The organism is Streptomyces sp. SID5785 (assembly GCF_009870065.1).
Classification (GTDB): Bacteria; Actinomycetota; Actinomycetes; order Streptomycetales; family Streptomycetaceae; genus Streptomyces.
The window spans coordinates 1-11785 of sequence record NZ_WWIA01000986.1; the positions used below are offsets into that span (position 1 = coordinate 1).

11 protein-coding genes and 2 pseudogenes are annotated in these 11785 nt (G+C 65.8%); 5 read left to right on the top strand and 8 right to left on the bottom strand.

Translation table 11 applies throughout. From position 1 onward, the window contains the following. The 5 genes and pseudogenes from GTW43_RS38320 to GTW43_RS32200 form a co-directional block, all read right to left on the bottom strand. Positions 1-185: pseudogene (locus GTW43_RS38320) on the bottom strand (hypothetical protein); the annotation flags it as partial. 127 nt (positions 186-312) lie between these two features. Next, the gene (locus GTW43_RS32185) at positions 313-831 is read right to left on the bottom strand and encodes a hypothetical protein (RefSeq protein WP_161305503.1); all 519 of its coding nucleotides are present in this window, start codon (positions 829-831) and stop codon (positions 313-315) included. Positions 832-970: 139 nt separating this feature from the next. Beyond that, positions 971-2923 (bottom strand): S53 family peptidase, encoded by a 1953-nt coding sequence (locus GTW43_RS32190; RefSeq protein WP_161305504.1) that lies wholly within the window; start codon positions 2921-2923, stop codon positions 971-973. Between the two features lie 146 nt (positions 2924-3069). Beyond that, a complete protein-coding gene (locus GTW43_RS32195; RefSeq protein WP_161305505.1) occupies positions 3070-3690 on the bottom strand; it encodes a DUF305 domain-containing protein in 621 nt (206 codons plus the stop codon). After that, positions 3687-4349 carry a DUF3105 domain-containing protein gene (locus GTW43_RS32200; protein WP_161305506.1) on the bottom strand — a complete coding sequence of 221 codons (663 nt, stop codon included), beginning with the start codon at positions 4347-4349 and terminating at the stop codon, positions 3687-3689. The genes GTW43_RS32195 and GTW43_RS32200 overlap by 4 nt, the downstream gene beginning before the upstream one ends. Positions 4350-4698: 349 nt before the next feature. Between GTW43_RS32200 and GTW43_RS32205 the strand changes: the two genes are divergently transcribed. The 3 genes from GTW43_RS32205 to GTW43_RS32215 all read left to right on the top strand — a co-directional run bounded on the left by GTW43_RS32205 (position 4699) and on the right by GTW43_RS32215 (position 8026). Beyond that, positions 4699-6060: a glutamine synthetase family protein gene (locus tag GTW43_RS32205; protein WP_161305507.1), complete on the top strand. Its 1362-nt coding sequence runs from the start codon at positions 4699-4701 to the stop codon at positions 6058-6060. Positions 6061-6248: 188 nt separating this feature from the next. Then, positions 6249-7112, top strand: a complete 864-nt coding sequence (locus tag GTW43_RS32210; protein WP_202502218.1) for a nucleotidyltransferase — start codon at positions 6249-6251, stop codon at positions 7110-7112. A 14-nt stretch (positions 7113-7126) separates the two neighbouring features. Next, entirely contained in the window at positions 7127-8026 is a 900-nt protein-coding gene (locus GTW43_RS32215; RefSeq protein ID WP_161305508.1) for an S-4TM family putative pore-forming effector, read from the top strand. Positions 8027-8183: 157 nt separating this feature from the next. On the opposite strand, the pseudogene GTW43_RS32220 reads toward GTW43_RS32215, so the two are convergent. Next, positions 8184-8447: pseudogene (locus GTW43_RS32220) on the bottom strand (tyrosine-type recombinase/integrase); the annotation flags it as partial. Positions 8448-8653: 206 nt separating this feature from the next. On the opposite strand from GTW43_RS32220, the gene GTW43_RS32225 reads away from it, so the two are divergent. Together GTW43_RS32225 and GTW43_RS32230 are read left to right on the top strand one after the other, a co-directional pair. Further along, positions 8654-9352, top strand: coding sequence for a hypothetical protein (locus GTW43_RS32225; RefSeq protein ID WP_237536926.1), 699 nt, complete (start codon positions 8654-8656; stop codon positions 9350-9352). A 19-nt stretch (positions 9353-9371) separates the two neighbouring features. Then, positions 9372-9848 (top strand): NUDIX hydrolase, encoded by a 477-nt coding sequence (locus GTW43_RS32230; RefSeq protein WP_237536924.1) that lies wholly within the window; start codon positions 9372-9374, stop codon positions 9846-9848. A gap of 84 nt (positions 9849-9932) precedes the next feature. Here GTW43_RS32230 and GTW43_RS32235 read toward each other — a convergent pair whose 3' ends face one another. Both GTW43_RS32235 and GTW43_RS32240 read right to left on the bottom strand, forming a co-directional pair. Then, positions 9933-10178 (bottom strand): hypothetical protein, encoded by a 246-nt coding sequence (locus tag GTW43_RS32235; RefSeq protein WP_161305510.1) that lies wholly within the window; start codon positions 10176-10178, stop codon positions 9933-9935. A 157-nt stretch (positions 10179-10335) separates the two neighbouring features. Beyond that, on the bottom strand, positions 10336-11229 hold the full coding sequence (locus GTW43_RS32240) for a DUF4231 domain-containing protein (protein WP_161305511.1): 894 nt from the start codon (positions 11227-11229) through the stop codon (positions 10336-10338). Positions 11230-11785 lie beyond the last annotated feature (556 nt).

The following is an 11785-nucleotide window of genomic DNA, read 5'->3' on the forward strand; positions in this document are numbered from 1 at the left end:
ACCGCGAGGGAGGCGCCGAGCAGGGACCGGCGCGGGGGAGAGGCGGGCGGGACGGCGGAGACGGGCAGGGCCGGCGGCGCGGGCGTGGACGGTGCGGATGCGGACGGTACGGGCGTGGACCGTGCGGATGCGGACGGTGCGGGCGTGGGGTCGGTGGATCCGGGGAGCGAACGTGTCGTGCGCATAGGTGAGTTGCACCTCGATGTCGGTGTCGTGCGTGCTGCGTGCAGTGGGCGAACTCATCTGCTGCCTCTGTTACACCGCTCGGCCCGTTCGGGTTCCCGCGCAGCGCGAAGCAGCCGGTGCGCAGGCCTAGATCCGCAGAACCGACAGTCGGGCGAGAAGGGTGCGCGGCGGTGGAGGGCGGGGCCGCCGCGCCCAGGCCGCCCCGCGTCGTGCGGGCGGCAGGGGGCCGGTCGGCAGGGGCCGCAGCAGGGCCGCCGTCAGCAGCAGGAGCGTCACCGAGCCGAGCACCGCCAGGCACACGCTCAGCGGGTCCATGCCGCCGTCCCCGGGCATCGGCGCCGACGCGGAGGTCTCCGGGTACCCCGTCGCCGCGACCGCGGCCGGATGCCCCGGCACCCGGCCGGACACGTGCTGCGGCGGCACGGACCCGTACACGCCCACGCCCTCGCCCACGTCACTGTCCATGGCGTCCGACGCGGAGCCCGGCACCGTTCCGTGCACGGTTCGCTGCACGTGGACCGACGCGGACGCATGCCCCGTCGGGTGCCCCAGCGTGTGCATGCCGACGATGCCGAAGAGCAGCAGTACGAACAGCACCCGCTGCCCGCGGCCGCCGCCGCCCTTCGTGATCGTCGTGCCCGCCATGGGGCGCACCCTACCCCCACCCGGTATCCGGGAGGCGCGGGCTCCCCACCCGGCGGATATGGCCCCGCGGGGCGGCACGCGAACGGCCCCCACCCGGCGGCACACGCCGCGGGGTGAGGGCCGCAGGGACGCGCAGGCGTCAGTGGTGACGGCGGAACGACGACACGTAGCCCGGGGCCGGCGAGCCGACACCCGTCACGTCGTCGTAGCCGCGGACCGCCTTCAGGGAGGCGTCCTTGCCGAGGCTGCGCACCGAGGTGAGCAGGCCGTCCGCCGCGTCGGCCCCGTTCGCGAAGTCGACCCGCGCCACGGCGAGGTCGTGCTTCGTGGGGTGGTCCGTCACGTCGTGGTAGATCCCGGTCCCGTACCGGTCGTAGATCGCCGGGTTCGCGAAGCCGATCGCGCGCCCGCCGCGGTTCTGCTGGGCCAGCGCCTGGACACCGGCGATGACCGGCGCGGCGAGCGAGGTGCCGCCGATGCGGTACTCGTCGTAGCCGAGCGAGCCGTCGGGCAGGGTCTGCGTCTGGCCCACCAGGAAGCCGGTGTTGGGGTCGGCGACCGCCGCGATGTCGGGCACGACGCGGTTGACGCCGCCGTTGGCCTTCGCCAGCGCGTTCGGCACGATGCCCTTCTGGTAGAAGGGTTGCGGGACGGTCCTGCTGGTGCCGCCGCCCGCGCCGGAGGTGTAGCCGCCGGGGAAGTCCTTCCAGCTCTTGCCGTCGGCCGACAGGTCGGCCTTCAGAGTGCCCCAGCCGGTCTCCCACTGGTACTTCTCGTGCTTGCCGACGGCCAGGGACGTGCCGCCGACCGCGGTGACCCAGGCGGAGTTGGCGGGGGTGTCGACCTGCTTCGTGCCGGTGGAGTCGACGTTGTCGCCCGCGTCGCCGGACGAGAAGTAGAAGCCGATGCCCTCGATCGCGCCGAGCTGGAACACCTGGTCGTACGCGGCGGCCAGTTCGGGCGTCTGGTTGGCCTCGACGTCGCCCCACGAGTTGGAGACGATGTCGGCCAGGTGCTTGTCGACGATCGTGTGCAGCGAGTCCAGCAGGTCGTCGTCGTAGCAGGACGAGGCGCCGACGTAGGTGATGTCGGCCTTCGGGGCGACCGCGTGCACGGCCTCGACGTCGAGGGTCTCCTCGCCGTACCAGCCGGAGGCGCCGCACTCCTCGGTCTTCGTGTAATCCGCCGGCAGAACCTGCTCGAGCTGGCCCTTGGCGTACTTCGCGTCGCCGTTGCGGGCCGCGTAGACGGCCGCGTCCTCGGCGATCGTCGGCGAGGCGTACGCGTCGGTGATGGCGACCCGCACCCCCTTGCCGGTGGCCTTTCCGGCGCCGTAGGCGGCCCGCAGCTGCTTGCCGGTGTAGCCCTTGACCGCGTAGGGGATCTTCGTGCCGTACGCGTCGGGGAGGGTCTTCGCCGTCTTCGAGCCGTAGTACGAGGAGAACGGTCCGGCGTTGCGGAACACCGCGTCCGGGGGCGGCAGTTCGTCCTTCTTCGTCGCCTTGTGCGGTGCGCTGTCCAGGCCCGTGACGGTGAGCACGGCGCCGTTCAGCGCGGCGGGCACGGAGGCGGCGGTCGCCGGGGCGCGGTAGGTGTGCTTGCCCTTGGCGAAGTCGTGCATCCGGGTGCCGAACGCCTTCTCGGCGGCGGCCACGTCACCGGACACGGATATGTAGTGGTCCGTGGAGCCGGTGACCGTGAGGCCCGCGGCCTCGAGCCACTGGGTGACCTCGGTCTTCTGCTGCTTCGTCGCGCCGAAGCGGGCCTGCGCCTCCTTGGCGCTCAGGTACCGGCCGTAGGAGGCCGAGGACGGGTCGGACACGGCGCGCGCGTACGCGGCCAGGCCCTTCGCGTCGCGGCCCGCCAGATAGACGCGGGCCCGGACCGTGTTGCCGTCCGGGGTGGCGCCGCGGTCGGCGGAACCGGTGGCCCACAGCGGTTTGGTGCCGGAGAGCGTGTCCCGGCCGCTCGGGGTGTCGGCCTGGGCGGCCGGCGACGCGAGGGCGAGGGCACCGGCGAGGAGCGGCAGTGTCGCTGCGACGCTCAGGCCGGCGCGGGTGCGGGTGCGGCGTGTGCCGCGGGTGGATCTCATCGTGGAAACCCCCTGGGTGAGGTGCACGTGTAATGCACACGCAGAGGGCCCCACTCTCGCCACGAACCGTTCACGTGCGGGGAATGGAACGATCAAGAAGGCGTCAAGTCGGCTCAAGTACGGTCAGGATGAACCGATTTGGGAGCTCACGGGCGGGCGCCGCGCTCCCTCAGCAGATCCGTCATCAGACCGATCTCGGACTGCTGCGACTCCACCATGCCGCGCGCCAGGCGCCGTTCGGCCTTCACCTCGCACCGCTTCGCACAGCCCTCGGCCATGTGCACGCCGCCCTTGTGGTGCGCGATCATCAGGCGCAGATAGGCGACCTCGGCCCGCTTGCCGCGATCCGCGCGCAACGCGTCCAGCTGCGTGTTCGTCGCCATGCCCGGCATCAGCGCCCCGTCCTCGCCGGCCGGCGCGTCCCCCATGCCCATCCAGGACATCGGCGGCTTCGCGGACACCTTGGGCAGCTCCCACAGATCGAGCCAGCCCAGCAGCATGCCGCGCTGGTTCGCCTGCGTCTGCGCGATGTCGTACGCGAGCCGGCGCACGTCCTCGTCCCGCGTGCCGTCGCGCACGATGTACGACATCTCGACGGCCTGCTGATGGTGCACGGCCATGTCCCGCGCGAAGCCCGCGTCCGCGGACTCGGCGGCCGGCACCGCGGGCCCGGCCGGCTCGCCGTCGGCCACGGCGTACGTGACGGCGCCGGCCGCGACGGCCACCGCCGCCACGGCCGGGACCAGCCATCGGGTCACCCGGCTCACCCGCTCAGACCACCCGTGCACGCGGCTCCCGGCTCGGGCGTCTGCTCGCCCTGCACGAACGTCGAGAAGAACGCGTCGACAGCCGGGTCCGAGGCGCTCTTCACCGTCCGCTGGTGCCCCCACGCGCTGAGCATGATCGGGTCCTTCTGGTCCTCGACCGGGCTCATCAGCGAGTACGGGGTCGCCCGCACCTTCTTCTCCAGCGCTTTCAGGTCGGCGTCGGCGGCCTTGCCGGTGTACGTGACCCAGACCGCTCCGTGCTCCAGGGCGTGCACCGCGTTCTCGTTCGGGATCGCCTTCGGGTAGACGTCGCCGTTGCAGTTCATCCACACCTGGTTGTGGTCACCGCCGACCGGCGGCTCCATCGGGTACGCGACCTTCTTCGCGACGTGGTTGCGGGCCAGCTTGCCGCTCCAGGTGCCGACGCCGTCCTTGTCGTACGTGAAGTGCCCGGAACCGGCCGCGGCCTTGCCGTCGGCCGGGTCGTCGCCGCCCTTCGTCACGGCCCAGGCGCCGACTCCTATCAGGGCGGCCACGACGACCGTGACCGCCGTGACCACGGCGATCCGGCGGCGCCGCTCGTGCGAGCGCTCGGCACGGCGCATCTCCTCGATGCGGTCCCGGCGGGACGGGGGAGTCGTGCTCTCGGCGGAACCCATGCGGTGTCCTTCGGTGAACGGCTGGGGCGGGCGGGTCCGCTGATCGTAGTGGGGAACGAGGGGGCGCGGGAGGCGCCTTTCGGCCCGCGCCGCCCGCCGTGCGCGGGCCCGCCGCGGCCGACCGGCGGGCCCGCTGTCGTAGGGCGGCCCGACGGCAGGCACTATGGCCCTGGAGGGTCCAGCGGGCACTATGGGAACCACACCGGCCGATCAAAGACGATCATGGTCGGCAACGCGCACGAAACGGACGTGTGGTGGGATGTGACCAGGCCCTACGACGTCCCCCTGACCGACGTCCCGCGGTAGGGGAGCAGGCGGCCTGACCGGCAAGGATGGGTGGAAGCGGAAGATGGACAAGCAGCAGGAGTTCGTGCTCAGGACCCTCGAGGAGCGCGACATCCGGTTCGTACGCCTGTGGTTCACGGACGTGCTCGGCTTCCTCAAGTCGGTGGCCGTGGCCCCCGCCGAGCTGGAACAGGCCTTCGACGAGGGCATCGGCTTCGACGGCTCCGCCATCGAGGGCTTCGCCCGGGTCTACGAGTCCGACATGATCGCCAAGCCCGACCCCGGCACCTTCCAGGTCCTGCCCTGGCGCGCCGAGGCCCCCGGCACCGCCCGCATGTTCTGCGACATCCTCATGCCCGACGGCTCCCCGTCCTTCGCCGACCCGCGCTACGTCCTCAAGCGCGCCCTCGCCAAGACCTCCGACCTCGGCTTCACCTTCTACACCCACCCCGAGATCGAGTTCTTCCTGCTCAAGGACAAGCCGCTGGACGGCTCCCGGCCCACCCCCGCGGACAACTCCGGCTACTTCGACCACACCCCGCAGAACGTGGGCATGGACTTCCGCCGCCAGGCCATCACCATGCTCGAATCGATGGGCATCTCCGTCGAGTTCAGCCACCACGAGGGCGCCCCCGGCCAGCAGGAGATCGACCTGCGCTACGCCGACGCGCTCTCCACCGCCGACAACATCATGACGTTCCGCCTGGTCATGAAGCAGGTCGCGCTGGAGCAGGGCCTCCAGGCCACGTTCATGCCGAAGCCCTTCTCCGAGTACCCGGGCTCCGGCATGCACACCCACCTCTCCCTCTTCGAGGGCGACCGCAACGCGTTCTACGAGTCCGGCGCCGAGTACCAGCTCTCCAAGGTCGGCCGGTCCTTCATCGCGGGCCTGCTGCGGCACGCCGCGGAGATCTCCGCGGTCACCAACCAGTGGGTGAACTCCTACAAGCGCATCTGGGGCGGCTCCGAGCGCACCGCAGGCGCCGGCGGCGAGGCCCCCTCGTACATCTGCTGGGGCCACAACAACCGCTCGGCGCTCATCCGCGTCCCCATGTACAAGCCCGGCAAGACCGGCTCGGCCCGCGTCGAGGTCCGCTCCCTCGACTCCGGCTGCAACCCGTACCTCTCCTACGCCGTCCTGCTCGCCGCCGGCCTCAAGGGCATCGAGGAGGGCTACGAGCTCCCGCCCGGCGCCGACGACGACGTCTGGGCCCTGCGCGACGCCGAGCGCCGCGCCCTCGGCATCGAGCCGCTCCCGCAGAACCTGGGCGAGTCCATCGCCCTGATGGAACGCTCGGAGCTGGTCGCGGAGACGCTCGGCGAGCACGTGTACGACTTCTTCCTGCGCAACAAGAAGCAGGAGTGGGAGGAGTACCGCTCGGAGGTCACCGCGTTCGAGCTGCGGAAGAACCTGCCGGTGCTGTAAGCGCAGGTCAGAGCGGTTTCGCACCGCATCAGGCTTTCGGGGCCGCCGGTCACAGACCGGCGGCCCCGTCGTGTGTGGTGGAGGCTGGGCCGTGTGTGGGCCGTGGGGCGCTCAACTTGGGCTCGAGGTGGCTGCAGTAGGCACACTCCGGGAACTCCTGGCACAACTTTCCCGGAAGGTACAATCGGATGGTGGCATGGACCGTGGCTTACGCATTTGACCAGTTCTACTCCACCATCAACCTTCCGGGTGATCACCGCACGTTGGCGAATACCCGCAAAGACTGGATCCTGCGTCGGATCGGTAGCTCTCTGGATATTCTGGATAGCTTTCCCATGGGCTCGATTCCTAGGTTTACGGCCCTCAAGGGGCATGCCGACCTCGACGTCATGCTTGTCCTGAACTACGGAAAGCACATCAAGGACAAGAGGCCATCCACCGTCCTTACGAATCTGAAGTCTGCCTTGGGTTCGGGTGCTGGCAGTGTGCGCCGTAATGGTCAAGCTGTGACCATGAAGTTCATGTCATGGCCTGACGTAGACGTCGTTCCTGCTGCGAGGTATCGCACAGACGATGGGAAAATCTCGCACTACGAGATTCCTGACATGAACCGAGAAGAGTGGATCGAGACGAAGCCGAATCTCCACTCCCGGCAAATGCTGGACGCTTCCTCGGTGAGGGGATCTAATTTCAGGCGAGTTGTGAAGATGGTAAAAGATTGGAATAGACGCCAAGGTGTCAGCATTCAAAGCTATCACGTGGAAGTCATTGCGCTAAAAATTCAGGGAATCGACTGGGATGATACTGGATACGCCGTATATCAATGGTTCCTGAAGGCGGAAACCTCCCTTCAATGGCTATGGCATGAGGGCAAGGATGTCTCAGAGTATCTCGGCTTTGAGCGGGCGTTGAAGGCTAAGAGTCAGGTCGCCGATGCGAAGGATAAAGCGCTGTCGGCCTGGTATCAAACCTATAGCGGGCGAGATAATCATCGTGAAGCGATTCGTATTTGGCGTTCCGTCTTTGGGAATAATTTCCCTGCCTATGGATAACTGGGAGTGACCCTATGCCCCGGTCAACGAACCCGGCTATCGCTGAGGCGCAGAATTCTGTTAGATCGCTGAGGCTTCTTTCCGCGCAAAGAAGGCTCTATGCGGACGCCAAGTTGATTCATAATGTCAGACTGGCTGTCGTTATTTTGGCGGGAATTGTCAGCGTGGCTCTGGCGCTTTACTTCCCGTCGGCTCGCGCTCCTATTGGATTCGGATCCGCAGTTGTTCTCCTGTTGATCAGTATTGTAGGAAGCGCTAGAGAGCGGAGGAAGAGTAAGGAGGCCGCCAGTGTGCAAGAGGAGTTCGATACCGGAGTTTTCCAACTCTCATGGAACAGTGTTCTAGCTGATCGTCCAACGAACAGCCTCGTAGTGGAGGCCGCTCATCGACATAAGGGTGATGGGCTTGCTGATTGGTATAGCGACACCGAATCCTTGGCCCGCCCCCTCGATGTCCTCGTTTGCCAACGGAGCAACTTGGCCTGGGGCGTTTCGAATCACCGGCGATGGGCTGCGACTGTCATGGCGGCTATAATTGCATGGATTGCTGGGATCGTAGTTATTTGCTACTTTCTTGAGTTGTCATTTCCGAGTTCGATTTCTGCCGTGATCACGCCTCTCCTTCCAACATTTCGTGAGTACATAGAGATGTGGCGTTCCAATGTGGAGAGCATTCGAGCAAAAGAGAAGGCGGAGTCGAAGATTTCCGACATCTGGGAATCCGCCATGAGTAGCCGCCGACTTCCCTCCGTCGCTAAGTGTCGCGAGGTGCAAGATCGAATTTGTGTGATCCGTCAAACTAATCCGATCATTCCCGATTGGTTCTATTGGGCCTTTCGGGATAGAGGGGAAAAGGTGATGCGGGTCAGTGTTGCTGACTATGTTGAGCAGGCGAGATCTAAGGGGATGGCCTGAGGTACTTGCCACATGGCGCGGATATTGCGAACTGTATGCACGCAGCGGGCCGACTGGCCCGGCCATGTGGGGCGGAGGCATGAGGCAGGTCGGGCCGCTGAGGCTGCCCGCGCCCCCGCCCCCGCCTTGCGCGGGCCTTGACGGAGTGTGGAAGGTTCTACCGCGGCAGGGACCTACAGGGGTTTGCATTGCCGTACATACTGTCCACGGCTTTACGAGACCTTCCGTCACTGCTCGGCATTAGGTGTGTGTACACGCGAAGCGTGAAGCCGGGATCTGTATGTCCCAGGTACGTGCTTAGAGCCTTGATGTTCTCGCCGGCGTCCAGGAGTACGGACGCGTAGAAGTGCCTGAGCGCGTGCATGCCGTGTTCGCGTGCTGCTTGGTGACGCTCGCCCGGATTGGGCTCAGGGATGACGCCAGGCCGAAGGGGAGCCCCCGTCGCTGAATGCCCTGCGGTCCGACGTCGGCGAGGTCTGGGGCGCCTACCAGGCTTCCCAGTACGGGTTCGCGACGCGGCAACTGCCCTTGGTCCTCTCGGATGCTTTGCTCGCCGCGCGTGCGTACGGGGGAGAGGAGAGGGAGGAGGCGAACGCGCTGCTCGCCCTGACCTACCAGGGGGCCGCGATGGTGCTCGGCAAGCTGGGGGAGAGTGAACTCGCCTGGATGGCTGCGGACCGTGGCCTTGCCGCCGCACAGCAGAGCGGTAACCACGTCGTCATCGGATCGCTCTTCCGGTCTGTAACGCACTGCCTCCTGTCCACGGGCCGCTTCGAGACTGCCGTGCAACTCGTGAGTGACGCGGCTGGCTTTCTTGAGCCAGGACGGGGCGAGGCGACCCCCGCGTTCCTGTCTGTCTACGGGACTCTCTTCCTGACGGGCTCGATGGCGGCGGCCCGCGCAGAGGACCGTGCGACGACGCAGGCATTCCTGCGTGAGGCGGACGCGATGGCGGCACGGCTGGGCGCTGACGGTAACCACATGTGGACGGCCTTCGGGCCTACGAACGTCGCGATCCACAAGGTGGCAACCGCGGGCGAGCTGGGTGACTTCCAAGTCGCGGCGGAGCTGGGACCGCAGGTCGACACCAGCGGGCTCCCTGTTGAGCGCAGGGTGCGCCACAACCTCGAAGTGGCCCGAGCGCTCACGGCCTGGAACCGCACGGATGACGCGCTCAGCGTGGTCCTGGACGCCGAAGAGATGGCGCCGGAGCAGGTCCGCCACCACTACATGAGCCGAGAGATCGTGCTCGGCTGGGTGCGCGGCACCCGTGGCCGGCCGACGCGTTCCGTGGCTGACCTGGCCGAGAGGCTTCGAGTGATCTGATCTGGTTAGGCTCAGTCGGATGAGCGAGACCGAGAACGAACACGAAGCGAAGATGGCGCGCCCGCGCATGGCCTCGGGCGCGCTCTTCTTTGATGCCCAGGGCCGTGTCATGCTCCTTGAGCCGACGTACAAGGACTACCGGGACATTCCTGGGGGGTACGTCGAGGTGGGCGAGTCTCCGTTGCAGGCGTGCGTCCGCGAGGTCCGAGAGGAACTCGGCATCGAGCCAGAGATCGGGCGTCTCCTGGTCGTCGACTGGGCGCCGAGCCCGGCAGAAGGCGACAAGCTGCTCTACCTCTTCGACGGAGGTGTTCTCTCCGAGCGGCTCCAGGCCGAGATCGTCTTGCAGGCATCCGAGATCAAGTCCTACGCCTTCCACCCTGTCGACGAGGTAGACGACCTCACGATTCCGCGCCTCGCACGCCGTGTCCGAGCCGCGGTCTCCGCTCGACATGACGGTTCCGTGGCCTATCTGGAACACGGCCAGTTGCCGTAGAGAGGGTACGCATACAGGAGCGATCTCCGAGGGGCGCAGGACGGGGCTGCATGGTGCGCCCAGCTCGCTCGACCGCCATACGAGTCAGTGCCCCCTCCGCTGCGCAACTATGGAGGCAGCCTCGCATTCGGGTGGTAGTGCCCACTCTGTGACGATAAGCCCAGCGAGTTCAATCAATTCTTCAGTAATTCCCAACTTGTACAGCGGAGTCTCGGTGTGGCGCTTTAGCCATTTAATACGCCTGTCCCGCTCTGTCTGATTCAGGTTGGCCCAGACGTCAACAAATACTTGGCCGTACTGTTCGCGCCCGCTGGAGATCTTCTTGCGCACGTAGGGTAACGATGCTGGATCTTGAGCCAGGGAAACCAAGAGCCACGCTGTTTCGTAGTTCAGAGGGGAGCCGTGATTTGAGGTCAACCTGAGAGCTCGCCACTGAGTCAATGGGGCGAGTAGCCATCGCCATGTTGGTGTTGAGCCCGCCACGGAATCAGCTTGCCCGCTCTTCGCGAGATGAACTCGACTGCTCCAATTGCAGCTCGCGCTTCCTCTGCTCCTCTTTGAGGCGCTCGATATACCGTGCGAACAGGCGAAGGCGGTCCGCTTCGGCTAGCGGCACGCCATTCTGACTCGCGTACTCGTCAAGCATGAACTGAGAGGCGTTGTAGTGCTTCTCGATCTCGTCCGCGGTGGACTGAAGGTTGTACCCGCGCTCTCGGAACTTGAAGTAGCCCGTCACGCCAGCCGATATGCCGACCAGGGCGCTCAACGCTGCGGTACTTATAGAGAGCGCCTTGTTTGCCCCCTCGTTCATGGCCGTCAGAGTCGACGTGACGATAGATCCACTGATAATTACCAGTTGGAATGCATTGTGGACCCGCCTGTTCCTGGAAGCCCCGATGCGGTACTGCGTAATTAAGTCGAGTGATGCTTCACGGTAAATACGAAGACCTGAGGGGGAATCCAAGGGTAATCGTGCTGCAGCTGACTGGCGATCTTGCAGGGCATTGCGAAGGGACCCTGTACGGTCCACAATCTTCTTTCGATTCTTCCAGATCACCCAAGTGAGGGAGATCCAGAAGCCCAGCACTATCACCAGGCCTGCCCAGCGCGTAAATGTTGGCTTGGACTCCCACAGTCCAATTATGACGGTGTAACCGAGCAGAAAGGCTAGGGTGATTGCGCCCATGAGGCACAGCAGGAAGATGCGCTGAAATGTTCGTGAGGCCCGTAGATCATCCTCAATCTCGTCAAACTCTTTGACGAGCCTCCGGTATTCTTCCTGTCGTTCCCTCTCTTCTTCTTCCGATAGTGCAGGTGTGCCGTTCGAATCCCCGATCGGCGTGCTTCCCCGGCCGCCTCCCGCACTCTGCCCACTGACCACAGTGCCCCCGTAGGTTATTTCGGTACTCGATCTTGGGAGGCTACGAACTATCAAAGTGGGCCACAATGGTGCATTGGCGCGCGTGAGGCTGGGCGTAATTTCTGGTTCGCTTGTGACTCAAGTTATCTGTCTGGCACTTGCTTTTCGGTCATGTCAAGTGGAAATTCCCTCAAGTCCTTGCAGTCCGTGAGGGTCGGATCAGGGCTTGCAGGCTGGGGTGTCAACCCCATGACAACTGACGGACCGGACCACCCCTCCGGGGGGATGAACGGTGTTCGATGCCAACCGCAACGCCTCTGCCCCGAGCAAGTTGGCGAATCGGCCGGCGGCGCAGGGGTCGGTCGCCGGGCCGTCCCTGGGCCGTCAGAGGGCAGCCCGCAGTGACCGACGATGACCACCAACACTCCCCGCACTGCAGGTCAGAAGGGGTTCGGAGCGGATCGTCGCAGTCCACCGCAGAGACTCATCAATTCCTGCGCAACAAGAAGCAGGAGTGGGAGGAGTACCGCTCGGAGGTCACCGCGTTCGAGCTGCGGAAGAACCTGCCGGTGCTGTA

Excerpts from the sequence above, each read along its gene's own strand:
- GTW43_RS32185 (WP_161305503.1), bottom strand. The coding sequence starts at position 831 with ATGGCGGGCACGACGATCACGAAGGGCGGCGGCGGCCGCGGGCAGCGG.
- GTW43_RS32190 (WP_161305504.1), bottom strand. The coding sequence starts at position 2,923 with ATGAGATCCACCCGCGGCACACGCCGCACCCGCACCCGCGCCGGCCTG.
- GTW43_RS32200 (WP_161305506.1), bottom strand. The coding sequence starts at position 4,349 with ATGGGTTCCGCCGAGAGCACGACTCCCCCGTCCCGCCGGGACCGCATC.
- GTW43_RS32205 (WP_161305507.1), top strand. The coding sequence starts at position 4,699 with ATGGACAAGCAGCAGGAGTTCGTGCTCAGGACCCTCGAGGAGCGCGAC.
- GTW43_RS32210 (WP_202502218.1), top strand. The coding sequence starts at position 6,249 with ATGGTGGCATGGACCGTGGCTTACGCATTTGACCAGTTCTACTCCACC.
- GTW43_RS32215 (WP_161305508.1), top strand. The coding sequence starts at position 7,127 with ATGCCCCGGTCAACGAACCCGGCTATCGCTGAGGCGCAGAATTCTGTT.
- GTW43_RS32225 (WP_237536926.1), top strand. The coding sequence starts at position 8,654 with ATGGTGCTCGGCAAGCTGGGGGAGAGTGAACTCGCCTGGATGGCTGCG.
- GTW43_RS32230 (WP_237536924.1), top strand. The coding sequence starts at position 9,372 with ATGAGCGAGACCGAGAACGAACACGAAGCGAAGATGGCGCGCCCGCGC.